This is a genomic window from Bathymodiolus japonicus methanotrophic gill symbiont (genome assembly GCF_019721995.1).
Taxonomy (GTDB): domain Bacteria; phylum Pseudomonadota; class Gammaproteobacteria; order Methylococcales; family Methylomonadaceae; genus Methyloprofundus.
Window position 1 is genome coordinate 1 of sequence record NZ_BLYC01000058.1, and the last position, 17,202, is coordinate 17,202.

General features: G+C 41.3%; 13 protein-coding genes. 7 read left to right on the top strand and 6 right to left on the bottom strand.

The window, feature by feature from the left end:
* Positions 1–534 precede the first annotated feature (534 nt).
* Complete coding sequence (locus K6984_RS27205; RefSeq protein ID WP_230988310.1) at positions 535–819, top strand: recombinase family protein; 285 nt, start codon at positions 535–537, stop codon at positions 817–819.
* Between the two features lie 638 nt (positions 820–1,457).
* On the opposite strand, the gene K6984_RS27210 is transcribed toward K6984_RS27205, so the two are convergent.
* The 4 genes from K6984_RS27210 to K6984_RS27225 form a co-directional block, all read right to left on the bottom strand.
* On the bottom strand, positions 1,458–1,598 hold the full coding sequence (locus K6984_RS27210; protein WP_221898216.1) for a hypothetical protein: 141 nt from the start codon (positions 1,596–1,598) through the stop codon (positions 1,458–1,460).
* The gene (locus K6984_RS27215) at positions 1,547–2,275 is read right to left on the bottom strand and encodes a hypothetical protein (RefSeq protein ID WP_221898217.1); all 729 of its coding nucleotides are present in this window, start codon (positions 2,273–2,275) and stop codon (positions 1,547–1,549) included. Before K6984_RS27215 ends, K6984_RS27210 begins: the two co-directional genes overlap by 52 nt.
* Before the next feature lie 124 nt (positions 2,276–2,399).
* On the bottom strand, positions 2,400–3,698 hold the full coding sequence (locus tag K6984_RS27220; RefSeq protein ID WP_221898218.1) for a transposase: 1,299 nt from the start codon (positions 3,696–3,698) through the stop codon (positions 2,400–2,402).
* Positions 3,699–3,863: 165 nt separating this feature from the next.
* Positions 3,864–5,138 carry a hypothetical protein gene (locus K6984_RS27225; RefSeq protein ID WP_221898219.1) on the bottom strand — a complete coding sequence of 425 codons (1,275 nt, stop codon included), beginning with the start codon at positions 5,136–5,138 and terminating at the stop codon, positions 3,864–3,866.
* Between the two features lie 445 nt (positions 5,139–5,583).
* Here K6984_RS27225 and K6984_RS27230 point away from each other — a divergent pair, with 445 nt between their 5' ends.
* Both K6984_RS27230 and K6984_RS27235 read left to right on the top strand, forming a co-directional pair.
* On the top strand, positions 5,584–6,216 hold the full coding sequence (locus K6984_RS27230; RefSeq protein ID WP_221898220.1) for a transposase: 633 nt from the start codon (positions 5,584–5,586) through the stop codon (positions 6,214–6,216).
* A gap of 394 nt (positions 6,217–6,610) precedes the next feature.
* Entirely contained in the window at positions 6,611–6,847 is a 237-nt protein-coding gene (locus tag K6984_RS27235; RefSeq protein WP_221898221.1) for a hypothetical protein, read from the top strand.
* Here K6984_RS27235 and K6984_RS27240 read toward each other — a convergent pair.
* Together K6984_RS27240 and K6984_RS31780 are read right to left on the bottom strand one after the other, a co-directional pair.
* Positions 6,794–7,216, bottom strand: a complete 423-nt coding sequence (locus K6984_RS27240) for a tetratricopeptide repeat protein (protein WP_221898222.1) — start codon at positions 7,214–7,216, stop codon at positions 6,794–6,796. The genes K6984_RS27235 and K6984_RS27240 overlap by 54 nt on opposite strands.
* Positions 7,213–7,422: a tetratricopeptide repeat protein gene (locus K6984_RS31780; RefSeq protein WP_230988311.1), complete on the bottom strand. Its 210-nt coding sequence runs from the start codon at positions 7,420–7,422 to the stop codon at positions 7,213–7,215. The genes K6984_RS27240 and K6984_RS31780 overlap by 4 nt, the downstream gene beginning before the upstream one ends.
* A 1,815-nt stretch (positions 7,423–9,237) precedes the next feature.
* On the opposite strand from K6984_RS31780, the gene K6984_RS27250 reads away from it, so the two are divergent.
* From K6984_RS27250 to K6984_RS27265, 4 genes are all read left to right on the top strand, one after another.
* Complete coding sequence (locus tag K6984_RS27250) at positions 9,238–10,542, top strand: BT4734/BF3469 family protein (protein ID WP_221898223.1); 1,305 nt, start codon at positions 9,238–9,240, stop codon at positions 10,540–10,542.
* Between the two features lie 316 nt (positions 10,543–10,858).
* Complete coding sequence (locus tag K6984_RS27255) at positions 10,859–12,742, top strand: IS1634 family transposase (RefSeq protein WP_221898224.1); 1,884 nt, start codon at positions 10,859–10,861, stop codon at positions 12,740–12,742.
* Positions 12,743–12,810: 68 nt separating this feature from the next.
* Complete coding sequence (locus tag K6984_RS27260) at positions 12,811–14,361, top strand: hypothetical protein (RefSeq protein ID WP_221898225.1); 1,551 nt, start codon at positions 12,811–12,813, stop codon at positions 14,359–14,361.
* Between the two features lie 323 nt (positions 14,362–14,684).
* A complete protein-coding gene (locus K6984_RS27265; protein ID WP_221898226.1) occupies positions 14,685–15,890 on the top strand; it encodes a VapE domain-containing protein in 1,206 nt (401 codons plus the stop codon).
* Positions 15,891–17,202 lie beyond the last annotated feature (1,312 nt).

Below are 17,202 nucleotides of genomic sequence, written 5' to 3' on the forward strand. Positions count from 1 at the left end.
GCATGTCTCTATGGCCAGAGTATTATACGCCCCGTGCTCTCGCTTATTGTACTAACTATTGTCTGTGCGTTTATTTATGCTTATAAGTCTAGCTTAGATTATTTTCCTTTCTGTTACGGGCTCTTGTATTCTTTATCTCAGGTATTTTCATTCGTCCCTACCGGACGTAGCACCACAATTGCTATTCTTGATAAGTTATTTCCATGCGAAACAATAATACCGAACGGGGTCTATTTCTTAAGCCTATTTCAGGGCGTGCTATCGTTTGTACTTGTGTTTTTAATAGGCTTAGGATTTCGGAATAGATTTCGACTCTGAAATTCACTCTCCCACTTTAAAACCTGTTAACTCTATGGAAGCGGACAGTTGCTCCAATAGTTTATGTTAAAAAAACAAGTGTATTTTTTACATCGCCATAAACACAGCTAATCACCATTAACAAGACCTTATTTATAGTTAATAATGTTAAAAAAGGCTGTTAAAAAACTTATCTCATGCTATAGTTAATAAAACCCATGTTAAAAAAGCAAACAGATGAAAATAGGTTACGCTCGAGTTTCAACATCTTCTCAAGATACATCACTACAAATAGACGCGCTTAATGCAGCTGGTTGCGAAATAATTTATAAGGAAAAAGCGTCAGGAAGTAAAAAAGACAGACCCGAACTTGAACAATGTTTAAAGTCTTTAAGGAAAGCTGATACGCTGGTTGTCTGGAAACTAGACAGGTTAGGAAGATCATTACAACACTTACTTGAAGTTATAAATGATCTTGAAAATAAAGGAATCGGTTTCACTTCATTAATCGTGAATCATTAGACACGACTACTAGCACAGGCAAACTCTGTTTTTAATTATATTTGTGCTCACACTGGCATGAATTACAGAACGCTCATTAATTAAAGATCAGTGGGCGTAACATAGCCGCTCTAGACGGCGGACTCAGAGGAAAGAAGATTGGCGAGGGATAGGTTCCACTCAGCTCTGATCAACAACAAAGAGACAAATCTGGCCTCATATAACGATGTCAAGCGGCGCGTGTGCTTGAAATCTGACATAGCAAAACAATTTTGGTGTTACGAGACAAACTATTTACACCATAATTTCAGGGCGCCATGCTACCTCACGAAATTCCGGGCGACTGCCTGTGTCGCGGTAACTCGTTCATCTACGCAAGACCGAACAGGAGATGCTACAGCCGCCCTTCCTGCTTATAAGCAGTTTATGGCTTTAGCAGGATAGTTATGCCTGAAGACCAGGAGGTCTGCGCTTTTGATAATTATTGCGACAGAACCAATATTATACCATTTAGGAGCATTCGCTGAAAATCAGGGAAACGGAGCCTAAGCGAAGTGATGATTTTTAGTCCGCGATAGCCGTAGGGCCGTTATTTTGTCGGAGTCTGAGCGTTAGCGAAGGTGGAGACAAAATAAAAGGCCATCCGACACGGCGTCAAGTCATTTGGAGCCTATGTTCCGACCCCTTGTTGGGTCGGGACGATGGTGACGAGGACGAATCGGGGCCGCCGGAGGCATAAGTGGTCGCGTTAAGTTTTTGCTGCTTGCTTGGGCTGGGATGCCCAAAACAAGCTTTCGCAAAAATAGCGACTCCCCGAATCAAAAAGTATGTCCAGCCACATATGAGGTGTTTTACCCTTAATAAGCTTAGTATTATAGCGTTTGGCTCGCATTTCTATAACATGAAAATCCAGTGCCTGTTGGTGGTTTTTATTAGCCTCTGCAAGTTCTTTTAGGCGACATAAACGCTCTCCATCACTTTTATCGAAATCACCCTTCGGAGGATAATTATCCGATATTTCCATCCTATCTAGAGACACTTGATTGGTTAACTTTGTATTGGTTAAATCCGGTATGCAGTTAAATGTATTGTCTGAAATATCCAAAGATTTATCAAAACTGCTATGACGTAAAGAAAATTTTGACAATGTCTTTTGGTCAGTCAATGACTGAAACAAGACATGCCCTTTAAATTCACAGTACTCAAAACTAACTTCATCCGCATAAAACTTGACGTTTTTGAAAGAAACGTCTCCCTCCCCGAATATAGATTTATTGAAGCTCAATCTACATTTATCCTCATTCTTGCCGAATGTAGCTTTACCGAAAGACACTAATCTATCACCGAAATTAACGTTTTCGAAATCCACGTCCCTTCCGCCAAAATTAGCCCCAGAGAAACATACATCCCCTGCGCCAAAAACTGCCCTAGTGAAATTTACGCCGTTATCTCCGAAACTAGTTCCATTGAAAAGCACCTTTCCATCCCCGAAATCGACGTCACTGAAATATACCGCTTTATCGCCAAAATCATCATCTTTACTGAAACTAGCGCTAGTGAACTCGATACCACCACTCGGAAACGTATATCCATTAAAATCATCAGTGTTCCCCTATCAATTGAGGCCGTGAAACTAACCTCGCCACAAGAGAGCTCATAAAGCACTGTAAAGACATTCCTGTTATTATTGCGTTTTGAACTGCCCGAATGGTATACGAGCTGATACGAGATATTCTTGCCTGGAAAAATAATGGATTCACAAAACGATCTCGTTTTTGGGCCTGTTGCTGCCTTATCTCCAGAGCCTCGCTATATTTTTTATCCGATGGATGAATCAATTCTGGCTGTTGTGTTTTTGAAATCTCTTCAAATACGCGCATTAAATTATAGCTCATTGCAGTCAGGCGCATTTGATTTTCAAGTGAGCGGGTATTGGAAGACCAAGCTTTAGTTTCCTTGAAATTACTTTTAGTGTTATTGAATGTCTTTTCAATCGTCCATCGCTTGAAATACAGCATGGCAATGGTTCCAGGGTTAATAGTCATTGGCAAGGTTGTCACAAACCGGTGAAGTTTTCCGGTTTCTGGATCACGGTAATCCACCACGTTAAATTTGATGCCCTTGTTTTCGTACACACTGTATGCTTCAACCCCTGTATTGATCTCATGGTGGGAGTCAAAAGGGATAGACTCAACCAGAGTCGCAATTGAATTTTCTTTTAGCATTGAAATCATGTAATTAGCATGTCGTTTCTGCCGATCCCACCAGACAAAGTCGGTGACGGCTTTATCGTAGACATAGAGATGTTTCTGAGAGCTGTTATTTCCCTTGTTTTGCTTTTCAATATGATCTCGTAACACAGGTATTTCTTGATGCCTCTGAGTTCCGTTTGTCACCAGACAAAGAAATCTGAGCAACCCACTTCTGAGATTCAACGCGTAAATCCCCCCGGCCGCATAAACTTTCCCCTTGCTGTTTTTTTCAGTATGGCAGGCATGATCAATAAAATGTCCATCCGCTGCTTCTATGGTGTATTCGTCAAGTTCTGGGAATGCTTTAAGATAATCAATGCCTTGCGATAGCAGTGTTTCAGAGTGAAGATGGTAGCTCTGCTGTTCAAATGCCTCAAGCATACTTGTTCGTCTATGCGACTTCAGTGATTTAAAATACGTTGAGTGGGGAAGCAGCTGGCCATAAATCTGTTCATTGGTTTGGAGGAAATGGCGACCACTATCGACTACACTGATACAGCGTAATAACCCAAGGCGAATAAAGTCGATATCCTTCAACTCTGGGCATGAACGAGCCCACAAAGGATGACGCTCTGCTAACAGGGCACGTTCCATACTTTCATTGCAGTGTTGGTGAATATGTTCAGAGAGTGGTAGGTCTTTAAGCATGGGTGATATCCGTTTATGAGGTGATTAAAACGGAAATTTTTAGAAAATTTTTTCGGCAATTGCAAGCTTTATTTGAAATTATTTGTTGTTTTTTTACGGTATAAACTATTGGAGCAACTGTCCGCTTCCATAGAGTTAACAGGTTTTAAAGTGGGAGAGTGAATTTCAGAGTCGAAATCTATTCCGAAATCCTAAGCCTATTAAAAACACAAGTACAAACGATAGCACGCCCTGAAATAGGCTTAAGAAATAGACCCCGTTCGGTATTATTGTTTCGCATGGAAATAACTTATCAAGAATAGCAATTGTGGTGCTACGTCCGGTAGGGACGAATGAAAATACCTGAGATAAAGAATACAAGAGCCCGTAACAGAAAGGAAAATAATCTAAGCTAGACTTATAAGCATAAATAAACGCACAGACAATAGTTAGTACAATAAGCGAGAGCACGGGGCGTATAATACTCTGGCCATAGAGACATGCTATATCAAAAAGTATGTCCAGCCACATATGAGGTGTTTTACCCTTAATAAGCTTAGTATTATAGCGTTTGGCTCGCATTTCTATAACATGAAAATCCAGTGCCTGTTGGTGGTTTTTATTAGCCTCTGCAAGTTCTTTTAGGCGACATAAACGCTCTCCATCACTTTTATCGAAATCACCCTTCGGAGGATAATTATCCGATATTTCCATCCTATCTAGAGACACTTGATTGGTTAACTTTGTATTGGTTAAATCCGGTATGCAGTTAAATGTATTGTCTGAAATATCCAAAGATTTATCAAAACTGCTATGACGTAAAGAAAATTTTGACAATGTCTTTTGGTCAGTCAATGACTGAAACAAGACATGCCCTTTAAATTCACAGTACTCAAAACTAACTTCATCCGCATAAAACTTGACGTTTTTGAAAGAAACGTCTCCCTCCCCGAATATAGATTTATTGAAGCTCAATCTACATTTATCCTCATTCTTGCCGAATGTAGCTTTACCGAAAGACACTAATCTATCACCGAAATTAACGTTTTCGAAATCCACGTCCCTTCCGCCAAAATTAGCCCCAGAGAAACATACATCCCCTGCGCCAAAAACTGCCCTAGTGAAATTTACGCCGTTATCTCCGAAACTAGTTCCATTGAAAAGCACCTTTCCATCCCCGAAATCGACGTCACTGAAATATACCGCTTTATCGCCAAAATCATCATCTTTACTGAAACTAGCGCTAGTGAACTCGATACCACCACTCGGAAACGTATATCCATTAAAATCAAAAAAGCTAAGATACTCTGAAAAATTCACCCCATGAAAACACACCGTTTCTGAGTGACTCCTAACATATTCGTTCCATCTTTCTTTACCTGCTAAGAAATGTTCTAAAGCTTCTTTATCCTTGTCAGATATATTCTCATCGTTGATCGTCATGTTTTTTTTGTTTTTCACGTTCGCATACAAGTAAGTTTAGCCCCTGTAACGCCCACAGGTTGCATTTTTCAAATTTTGCGATTACCGTTCATGTGGAGAATATATTGGCTCCCTACGGGACGTATTGATAAAGCATGGATAACGGAAAAGATGTTACCCACACCTTACCAACACTAGCCAACACATTCTCCACAATCACTATCAATCACAGCAATATGGTTTCTCTTAAACCGCGCTCCGCGCATCAATAATAACCAATTGTATTTTTGTAAGAATAAAGAGATAGATAGTACAGCCATGGAACCCCTAAGGCAGGTGGACAAAATCCCTTTCACAGCTCCCCCCTCCGAAAAACTGCTTTAAAAAACAGAGAATATCTATAATCCCCCAGCAAATCCAGACAAGAAATCAAAGCAATCTTATTCCAAATTAGTTACTATTTGTAAAAAATTGGAGTATTAAAATGAGCAGAAAAAGAACGGTCTACAGTGCTGAATTTAAAAGCAAGTTGGTATTAGAAGTTTTAAAGAATGAAAAAACACTGCAAGAAATTGCCAGTGCAAATAACATCACACCTAAGAACCTACAAAACTGGAAAAAAATATTCTTAGACAATGCAGAAATAGCAATGGAGCCCTCCAAAGCCGTTAAAGATTACAAAGAGGATCTATTAGCAGCTCAAGAACAAAATGAGATGCTCACAAAAATCGTAGGAAAAATGACGGTTGAAAAGGAGTGGCTCGAAAAAAAGCTAAAAAGCTTGGACTCATCTGATAGAAAACAGTTGATTGAGCCCAAGCTTAACACTCTACCTCTAACACAGCAGTGTGCATTATTAGGATTAAATAAAGCCGTTTTCAATTTGGGTGTGCCTTTAGCCCTAAACGTGTTAAAAGTTCGGGTGGGCTTGTTTCTAAACCTGAAAGAGGAAATATCAGATTTTATTACCAATAACTTTAACTCATACAAGCAAGACATAGCAAGTTTAGCTGTAGTTAAGACTTCTAATAAGTCCTTTAGAGATTTGTTCTTGGCTCGTCATCCCCCTAAGTTCATGAAACATGGGGACGTTCTGTCATCGCTGTTCATTTACTAAATGAAAGGGCTGTGATGACCAAGTTTTAGTTCTATCGCAAAAAAAAGAATGAGACATTATTACCTCCCCTCTTGGGTATGCCGCTCACTCGCGCCATAAAACAAGACCTACTCTCCCCCGCTATCCGAGCATATCTCACTCTCGCTTTACATCCCAACAGGTGTTCTTGGTGGCTTTGTCGTACAGACTTAATTGTGCCGTAAGGCTCAGTTGTGAGTTTATTACAGAGCAAGAGCCTACAGCCCCCGTATTCATTGAAAAAGGGGACAGATAAACTGTTTATACTACACAACCTATTTATCTGTCCCCTTCCAGCAAACACTAGCAGGCGCGCCATGCTACCTCACGAAATTCCGGGACTCCTGTCGCCAAAATTCATTCACCTACGCAGCGGATGGGAGATGCCCTGAACGCCCTGCGTCCGCAACGACTACGCACAAAAGCCGCTTCGTCATTACTACCTCACTGGCTGGACGGCTATTCGGAATGCAATTCTTGTTCCTCTCACGTGCTGCTAGCACACGTCGAATCAGCGAATTGCCCTGTCGCCTATCAGGGACTAAAAATCACCACTTCGCTAAGCTCCTTTTCCATGATTTTCAGCGTGTGTTTTCATCCATTCACTTGCTAGATTCTGTGCCTTTTCTATTTGTGAGGCAGTCATTAGCTTTGTAACAATATCTCTATTTTTATGCGCTGATTTAAGCCCACTAGATGCCGCAATATTAAAATATTTATGTGCCATCACATAGTCTTGAGGGACACCTTGCCCATTGTAATACATCACTCCTAAGTTGAATTGTGCTCTAGCATGTCCTTGCTCTGCTGCCTTCCTGTACCACTTAAAGACTTCTTTGTCGTCCTGAACGACACCTTTACCAATGGCATACATCAACCCTAAGTTGAATTGTGCAATAGCATCTCCTTGCTCTGCTGCCTTCCTGAACCACGTAAGCGCTTCTTTGCCGTCCTGAACGACACCTTCCATGTCATACATCATCCTAAGTTGTCTTGTGCACTAGCATGTCCTTGTTCTGCTGCCTTCCTGAACCACTTAAAGGCTTCTTTGTCGTCCTGAACGACACCTTTACCAATGGCATACATCATCCCTAAGTTGTCTTGTGCACCAGCATGTCCTTGCTCTGCTGCCTTCCTGAACCACTTAAAGGCTTCTTTGTCGTCCTGAACGACACCTATTCCTGTCATACATCATGCCCCTAAGCTGTATTGTGCACCAGCATGTCCTTGTTCTGCTGCCTTCCTGGACCACTTAAAGGCTTCTTTGTCGTCCTGAACGACACCTTCTACCAATGGCATACATCAACCCTACGTTGTCTTGTGCACCAGCATGTCCTTGTTCTGCTGACTTCCTGTCTGAAAAAGCCATACATCCATTAAGTGTTGTTAATGAAATTATTATTCCCAAAATTGCATACAGAGGTTTTATCTTAATTATTGAGTAGCTAAAGTGCACGTTGAATAAAAACATATATATTTGATATTAAAGTTAAAAAATACTCGATGAGTAGTTACCTATACTCTGATGAACGAGCGCTTAGTTACTTGTCCACTTTGAAATGATTTCATTCAAGTTTAATAATTTCAGTAGTCTTCATTTGAGAGGTGTGGCTTTTCCTGAACTGGATACTGTTGAAAAAACCCAAAAAGGGTGGACGAAGATGGACAACTATAAAACCCTAAATTGTAAATGTACAGGCGCGCCATGCTACCTCACGAAATTCCGGGACTCCTGTCGCCGTAATTTCGTTCACCTACGCAGCCGAATAGGAGATGCCCTGAAAACGCCCTGCGTCCGCCACAGACTGAGCACAAAGCAGCTCAGCCATGGGCTATATACTCGGGATAAAATATTAGCCTCCCTCGCGCGTTATCGCGCACTTAGGATTGGCAAATTTACCTGCGCCTTCTGGAGGCTATCAGCCCGTCCTGGGCTGATAGCGAAGGAAATAAATAGTCTTAACGTAGCTATCTCGATAACCTCTGCCACTCTATCGAGAACAGTGCCCGAATCTTTGAAGCATACTTTATTTATCCCTCCCTTAGGTATCCCGCTCACTCGAGTCATAAAGCAAGACCTACTCTCCCCGCTATCCGAGCATATCTCACTCTAGCTTTACATCCCAACAGGTGTCCTTGGTGGCTTTGTCGTACAGACTTAATTGTGCCGTAAGGCTCAGTTGTGAGTTTTTTTACAGAGCAAGAGCCTACAGCCCCATGTATTCATAAAAAAAGGGGACAGATAAACTGTTTATACAACACAACTTATTCATCTGTCCCCTTTAGCAAACACGAGGGGGCTCCAGACCTCACTATTTTTTTTGAGTGGGTAGAGCGGGTGAAGAGATCTAATCGGGGGGATTATTAATTCAATACAACAGAACCGCAAAGCCGGCATGGGTTAGACCGGTGTCTGTTTTTATATAAGTGGGCAGGAGGCTTGGTTTTGGGATAAGTGTAAAAATATTTTGAAAAAGACTTGCAATCCAAAATAAAGTAGCTATTATATAATAGCTGTGAGAAACAGATAGATATATGGATTAAGTCTTGCTCCCCATCAAAGTAAATTAATGGGGAGCAAGACTTATTTTTACTACGCGCTATAAAGATAAACCTTTTTCGACGGGGAGATTCTTTATAGGGCTTTAATTGCTAGACAACTATGAGGAAAACACAGAGCATCTAACAAGATTTTCTAATACTGCAAATAAATTATATCATGTATTTCAAGAAAGTCTAGTTGTTCTGCTAAAAGCATGAATAAACTACATAAACACACACAAAATTCCCCCCATTCAAGATAACACCGATTGTGCCACTGGGGTATCTACATCAAAAACAAAACGTCCACCGAACCCTGCACCTGACTGTAAGGGCATTGGCAATGTTTCACACATGCTCAGGGTATGCACTTCTAACAATCACTCTAATCAACCACTTGATGAAGTTATCGGGGCAATTAAATCCCTTAAATATAAGAAGGTTACTCAATTATTAAGGGATTTGCGAGAGAAAGATGAGCAAGCTTATAAAAAACAAAAGGCGATTGCTTGTGAGGCTGTTAGCTTCAACGGTACATTCAAGTTAGGTCAGCCCGTAAAAAATGGGACTTTCGAGAAGTCGAGCGGTTTATTGATTGTAGACCTAGACCATCTGGAAGATGTTCACTTAGCTAAGTCGGACTTGATAACAAAACCTAATATTGTTTTTTGCTTTATCAGTCCCTCGGGCGATGGTTTAAAGCTAGGGGTTCGGGTTGATGCTAGTCTAATTAATAACGATGCAGACTTTAAGCAGGCTTATTTTCAGATAGAGTCGATATTTAAAGCATGGGGATATGAAACGGATCCCGCTTGTAAAGATATTAGCCGCAAGTGCTTTTTGTGCCATGATGCGGATGTTTTTTATAATCCTGATGCAGATATTTGCAAGCTTAAACCATTCCAAGAGATAGCCCCCAAAGCCCCTCCAATACGCAAAGAATACACGGCCAACAGCAACGAAGGCGACTACCTGCAAAAATGTATTAACATCATCTTAAGCGCAGAGTCCAGAGAACGCCACGTCGCAAGGCGCAACGCAGGAAATGCACTAGGGCATTATGTTGCTAGTGGGAAGTTGGACGTAAAAAATGAGGATGATTATATTAACGCCCTCATTACCGCTAGCGATCAGATTGCAGGTAATGATGATGATGACCGTACCAGCGAAAAAGAAATTAAAACAATCAAGAGTGGTTATCAGTATGGGCTATTACACCATTCCGAGCAGGAGGCTTGGGAATACGACAACGATCTGACTTTACTAAAAAATATCGAGAGTATTCCGCTACCAGCACCAGACAAGGCAGTTTATTCTATTATTGCGAAAGCAGTACAGGCTCACCCTATAACCTCATATAAGGACACTATAACCGCGCTAGAAGATAGGATGGGATGTAAGCTGTCAGGTAGTCACAAATCATGGCTTAAAAAGCTACTTAGGGAACAGGACGAGGCTACGCGCAAATATCACACGGTGACGACCGATAGCCTGCCTGAATTCGACATAAACAGCTATGACGCAGCAAAAAGGATGTTGTCTGAAGGGGAGGGGTCTATTTTTGTTGACATGCGGCCGATGGGTTCAGGTAAAACTTTATTCACCGCGTTATTATGGAAATATCTCCAAATGATCAATAAAACTTTTGGCTACATTTCTCACCGTGCATCAATTATTACGGCCACAGCAAATAGGTTAGATATTGAGCATTATAATGAAGTTAGTCCGGGGGAGTTTGTTCCAGTCATTGGCCGCCTGCGTGAATAGTGCAGTAGGAAGGGAGCATTTATTAAGCTTCTTTCGGCAGGTTGACTGTATTGTACTGGATGAATTTAAGCAGATCGTTGAACATATCGTGCGAGGTCCCTTTAAGAATAGATCAGAGGGCTATGATTTGTTAATTGATATTATTAACCTACCTTCGTCACTTTTATCCCTTCAAGTCATTGATTTATAATTCGCATTAAAAATTCATCGTAAAAATCCCTTTAGAATCAATGGTGTTTTTTTGAGGGTCTCTGTAGTGCCATCTTAACTTGCTCTGACCCTTGATTTTCCCTGATTTTTCACCGATGCTAGTGGTATGTATATTCGAAGAACCAAAACAAAAAGCCTTGAAGACGGCTCAGCTTATTTCACTTACCGCATTGTAGAATCTGTGCGTATAGGAAAACAAGTCAAGCAACGTACATTGCTCAATATAGGTGCGGACTTTACGATTGATAAAAAGTACTGGCCCTTGCTGACGGCCAGAATCGAACAATTACAGCAAGGTTTGGAACCACATCAGGAAGAGCTATTCAATTTAGCCGATGATTTAAATCAACTTCTGGAAGCAACAGCCCAGCGCTATAGCTCACTGATGACTGCAAAACTGTCACAACCGCTAGATTCAAAAACAACAACGCGAGATTTTCATCATGTCGATATTAATCATGTCGAAGCCATTAATGCCCGTAGTATTGGTGTTGAAACCCTGGCACTGCATGCCGCACAGCAGTTACAGCTAGACGAAAAACTCATGGCGCTGGGCTTTAATAAAGTAGATACGGCGACGGCCCTGGGCACTATCATAGGACGTATGGTTTCACCCGGCAGTGAACTGCAAACACATGACTGGTTGCAAAATCAAACAGGCCTGGGCGAATTACTGGGTCATGACTACGGTAACACCAGCCTGACGCGATTATATACAGTCAGTGACAAGCTACTCAAACATCAGGCAACTCTTGAATATTTTCTGGCTGACCGAGAGCAGACGTTGTTCAATTTAAACCGCAAGATTGTATTGTACGATCTGACCAATACTTATTTTGAAGGCCAGTGCGCCCGAAACCCGAAAGCGAAATTCGGTCGCTCTAAAGAGAAACGCACTGATTGCCCGTTGGTTACTCTGGGGCTGGTTCTGGATGGTGACGGCTTTCCATTGAGTAGTCAGGTTTTTCCCGGCAACGCCAGTGAGCCCGCGACCTTGAAACTGATGCTTGACGAACTGCGAGACAAGGATCCCTTTCATCAAATAAAGCCGGTGGTTATCATGGATGCCGGCATTGCCAGCGCTGACAATATTGCCTGGTTAATCGAACAAGATTATCATTATCTCGTTGTCAGTCGAGAACAACATGTAAAAAACCCAAGAGATCAGAAAACTCCGGTAGCGGTCAGGGATACCCGGGACAGCAATGTTGTTGTTTATCGTGAAGTTGATCAAGAAACCGGGGAAACCCGACTCTATTGTCATTCAGAACAAAAAGCAAAAAAAGAACAAGGTATCCGTAATCGCTTCCATGCTCGTCTGGAAGAGGCCCTGGAAAAACTGCACACAGGTCTGAGCAAAAAAGGCACCCTTAAAAAATACGACAAAATACTGGAACGTATCGGACGACTACGTGAAAAACATAGCCGTGTTGCTGCAGATTACACCATTAACGTTATCGCGGATGACAAAAAAAACAAAGCCATCGGTATAGAATGGCAACGTAAACCTGAAAGTGACCAAAAAGATAAGCACTGTGGTGTTTACTGCCTAAGAACGAATATCCCTGACTGGTCGGAAGAACAGTTATGGCTAACCTATACCATGCTGACTGAGATTGAAGCGACCTTTAGAAGCCTGAAAACCGAGCTAGGCTTGCGCCCTGTCTATCACAAAAAAGAAGAGCGGGTTACCGGACACCTATTCATCACATTATTAGCTTACCACCTGGTACATGTACTGCGTTATCAACTTAGATTGCAGGACATCCATCTAAGCTGGGAAAGCATTCGCAACAGGATGTCGACCCAGCAACGCATGACCATTACTTTACCCACGGATAACGATACAATCATTCACCTGCGAACCACAAGCAAAGCAGAAACCAGACAAAAACAAATATACACTGCGTTGAATATTAACCCCGACCCGATTGGAAAAGTTAAAACGATCGTTGATATGAAACCTGTAGTGCCAACTGGGGCCGATTGAAAATTTAACTCATTGAAATAATGGGAAATTGACTGTATATGTCACGAAGATAGGTTAAGACTGTCCCGGTGGTTTATGTTGCTGATGCTGATATGAATGACCGTATGATTGAGATATTAAAAAGCACAGGTAAGCCAATACGTCAGATAAAAGGGGACGAGCAAAAACCAACTGTAATAATACATCACACCACCACCAAAATTGCTCAAAGCGAACTTCTAAAATATGTGGGAGCGGGTAAGACGGGCGTGTTCCAATGTGATTCTATCAGAACTGCTAATATTGCCTATGAGGATGCTAAAGCGACAGCCCCCGCAGAGTATAAAATATTGCTGGTACACGGAAAGAATAAAGATGAGTTTGAACAAGCGGCTTACTTAAGGAGTCCTAATGAAATTGGCAAGCAATATGATTTAATAATTTTGACACCGGTTGTATCTAGCGGGTTTTCTATCGAGCTTGAATATGATTTTCATGTGGGTGTATTTAGTGGACAGTTATCACCTACTGAAATAATCCAGACTTTGGGACGTAACAGAAAGGCTAAGGATATTATTCTTGGACTCTCACCAAAGCGAAAACAGAAATCCTTGAGTGTCGCCGAACAGCTAACAGGTATCGTATCGGCCGAAGGTCGTATCACATCTATAGGTGGCCAGCTAATACACGTGCCAAACGAGTTTGACAAAGTAGCTGCGGGGGTCATGGAAGAGTATGAGAGTTCTTGCGAACGCTTTGCACATACAACGCTCTTAATATTGATGCAAAAGGGTTATCAGGTTGAAGAGCTGAAAGAACCAGAGAGCCTGATCATTATCAAAGGAACGGCTAAAGCGGTAAAGGATAAGCATGTCCAAGACGTGATTCAAGCGGATTCTATTTCCGCTATTGAGTACGGTAATTTAAAAAAGTCATCGAAAGTTACAGAAGACGAACACAACGCAATAGAGAAGTTTGAATGTAGAGAGCAGCTAGCACTCGGTGAAGAGGTTTCAGAGAAGGATATTCAATTGTGGAATGATGGAAAGCTTGCCCCTGCCCTCAAGAATTCTGAGATAGTAAACGGGGAGCAAGACAATGCGCAATCACTAGATAAACATGAGAGCGCAATGAAGATAGCCCCTAAAGACCGGACTTATGCCACTAGCAAAATGATAATATTCCACACAGTTATGAGTTTATTACAGGGCAAGAGCCTACACCCTCCGTATTTATTAAAAAAGGGGACAGATAAACTATCTATAACACACAACAATGTTTATCTGTCCCCTTCCCCAGAAAACACGGGGATATCACTACAGCGTTATGATGCGGAACGAATAAAAGCCGCTATTGACTATTTGCAAGACAATTATCAAGAGGTACACGCAGCAGGGCTAGGCAATTTCAAGGATGTTAATCGAAAGTTAGACACACGTACATTGGGACAATTTTTAAAGAGATTCGGGTTGAAACATAAGCGCGTAGGAAAAAACCTCGCCGGGAATTACCAGATAACCGAGGACTCATTAATTCAAATGCAGGATATTAATAAACGCCGTAAAGCAAAGAAAATCAGTGTCTATAATCAGTCGCAGGCATGGTCTAAAAGCATAGATGGAATAAAGATGGCCGCCTAAAAAAGTCATCGAAAGTTTCAGAACTAATATGAAGGGACAATAAAGATAGTCCCTAAAGACCGGACTTATGCCACTAGCCAAATGATAATATTTTATTCAGCTATGAGTTTATTACAGGGTAAAGGTCTACAGCCCCACGTATTCATTAAAAAAGGGGACAGATAAACTGTTTATATAACACAACCTATTCATCTGTCCCCTTTCAGCAAACACGGGAATATCACTACCCAGAGGAGCCAACAGCACAACCCGAGGTTGGCTTGACTGAAAAGCGACATAACTTAGATTAATAAATAAATTAACACTGCAAAGGATATAGAGAAATGGACAAAAAAACACCCCTGTTGCACCCCGGGGAACGTGGAGAACTTGAAGGGCTGATGAAACACTTTGGCGTGGATGCCCGTTATGATGAAATGTTGAACGCACCTGCAATTAAAGGCGTTCCCGGCGTAGAAGGAAATGAATTGAAAGACTTGGTAGCGTACACCAAAGTTATTTGCAGGAACTACAAGCTTAGCAGGACGATTGTTGATGAACAGTTAGGATCTATCATTGAAAGCAATGTTATTAATCCCGTTAGAGATTGGCTTACAGGCATTACACGCACCAAGACAAATAACCCAGCCCATGAACTTGTAGATAACTTGCCAGTGGAAGATAGGGAATGGGTTAAGGTCGCCATGTATAGATGGCTAATACAATGCTGTGCAGCCGCTGATATGGCAAAGCATGAAGGTAAGCATCCAGATGCTATCCCCAAATATGAATGTGTGCTGGTGCTAGGTGGAGATCAAGGACTCCATAAAACTTCATTTATTAAATACCTACTCCCTGCGGAACTTCATAAATACATAAAAGACTCTGTTCGCCTAGATACAAAAGACCGGGATTCTATGCTTAATATTCTTAGGTGCTGGATACCTGAACTTGCAGGCCTAGACCCTGCGTTGAAGAAGAAAGGGCTGCCCGAGTTAAAAGGATTTTTGGCAAAAGAGGTGGATGAAATAAGATTAACGTACGCTAGAAAACCTACAGTCATACGTAGGCATGTATCGTGTATGACTTCTGTTGCGGGAGAATATCCACCCAAAGGTGCTAGGTGGGATAGAAGGCTTCTACCCGTTATTGCTAAAGGTCGGTTAGATTATCCACGTATTTCTAATTTTGATTATACAGACTTGTGGGCGTTTATATGGCATGCCTATACACATGGGGAGCAATGGTGGCTTACGCCCGAAGAAGAGGCTCTACGTGCGGAAATCTTAGGCTGTCCTGACAATAGGTCATTGAAAGATATAGTTTTGGAGGTGTTTGAGTTTACTGCTGACAAAACGGGTGAGGTACTTAGTAATAGAACAATTAAAATGACTAACTCCGAGATAATCAATGAGTTGCCTGAGAGTATAATAACTAACAGGTCGAACCAGATGGCTGTAAAAAAAGTGTTAAAGGGTCTTAATGTGAAGCACAATAGGAGGGCTTATTTTATGCCGCCTTTAAGTAAAGCTGATAGCTCAATCCATTAGAGTCAGATTCCCTTGTATTTTCTTATATAAGGGAATATGAATATACCGGATATACGCTAAAAAAAGTTACTTCCCACTAGGGCTGAGAGTCCGCTAAATTAAAGGTCTACTCAAATTGCTCTGATGAACAAGCGATTGGTTATATTATACAGTTTAAGGGATTGCAGTAATTAAACCCAAAGGGAAACTATGGTTTTCCCAACCATGATAATTTATCCTAATTGAGCAAGAAATTGATTTCATTCACGTTTAATAATTAGTTGAAATGAAGTCATGTGCGTGTTGCCCCAGAACATGGTGTGTTTTGAAGCTGAGATGAATAAACGCTTGAGAGCTGTGGCTTTCCCTGAACTGGATACTTCTGAAAATCCGCTGACCGTAGATGCTCAATAAAAAAAGCTCCAAGAAATGCGGCCAAAGAGGGGTAACTATAAAACCCTAAATTGTAAATGTAATGATTTCGTATAAATATCCATAGGTTGTACGTTACAGTAACCCTAGTCTTTGATTATAAAAGGATTATAGGTATAGTACAATCTATATTAGGTTGCACACTAAATAGCGTTTTATTATGAAGTTTAAAAAGTTACTCCCTCCCTAGGGCAAAGAGTCCCCAGAATACTGTTGCTTGTTGCAATAAGCCAACCCTTTATTTTGGAATGGTTTACCGTTTAATCTTTGTTTTCTGTAACAGCTATACAAACCACACGCCCACAATAGTCAATCGCTTGCTGGGGTGTCTACGCCCCTTAAAGACCCACAAAACCCCTTAATTGATGTATGGTAGGGGTTAGCTGTTAAAGTGCCTAAAAGCGATATAAAGCGCCTTACGAAGAGCTGCCGCGCATGCAATGGCGCGGCAGCTCTTCGTTCAGGCGCTTTATATCGCTTTTAAGGCCACTTTACAGCTAACCCCTACCATACATCAATTAAGGGTTTTGTGGGTCTTTAAGGGGCGTAGACACCCCCAGCAAGCGATTGACTAATTGTGGGCGTGTGGTTTGTTATAGCTGTTACAGAAAGCAAAGATTAAACGGTAAACCATTTCAAAATAAAGAGTTGGCTTATTGCAACAAGCAACAGTATTCTGGGGACTCTTTGCCCTAGGGAGGGAGTAACTTTTTAAACTTCATAATAAAACGCTATTTAGTGTGCAACATAATATAGATTGTACTATACCTATAATCCTTTTATAATCAAAGACTAGGGTTACTGTCACGTACAACCTATGGATATTTATACGAAATCATTACATTTACAATTTAGGGTTTTATAGTTACCCCTCTTTGGCCGCCTTTCTTGGAGCTTTTTT

Excerpts from the sequence above, each read along its gene's own strand:
- K6984_RS27205 (WP_230988310.1), top strand. The coding sequence starts at position 535 with ATGAAAATAGGTTACGCTCGAGTTTCAACATCTTCTCAAGATACATCA.
- K6984_RS27220 (WP_221898218.1), bottom strand. The coding sequence starts at position 3,698 with ATGCTTAAAGACCTACCACTCTCTGAACATATTCACCAACACTGCAAT.
- K6984_RS27230 (WP_221898220.1), top strand. The coding sequence starts at position 5,584 with ATGAGCAGAAAAAGAACGGTCTACAGTGCTGAATTTAAAAGCAAGTTG.
- K6984_RS27235 (WP_221898221.1), top strand. The coding sequence starts at position 6,611 with ATGGGAGATGCCCTGAACGCCCTGCGTCCGCAACGACTACGCACAAAA.
- K6984_RS27240 (WP_221898222.1), bottom strand. The coding sequence starts at position 7,216 with ATGATGTATGACATGGAAGGTGTCGTTCAGGACGGCAAAGAAGCGCTT.
- K6984_RS31780 (WP_230988311.1), bottom strand. The coding sequence starts at position 7,422 with ATGACAGGAATAGGTGTCGTTCAGGACGACAAAGAAGCCTTTAAGTGG.
- K6984_RS27255 (WP_221898224.1), top strand. The coding sequence starts at position 10,859 with ATGTATATTCGAAGAACCAAAACAAAAAGCCTTGAAGACGGCTCAGCT.
- K6984_RS27265 (WP_221898226.1), top strand. The coding sequence starts at position 14,685 with ATGGACAAAAAAACACCCCTGTTGCACCCCGGGGAACGTGGAGAACTT.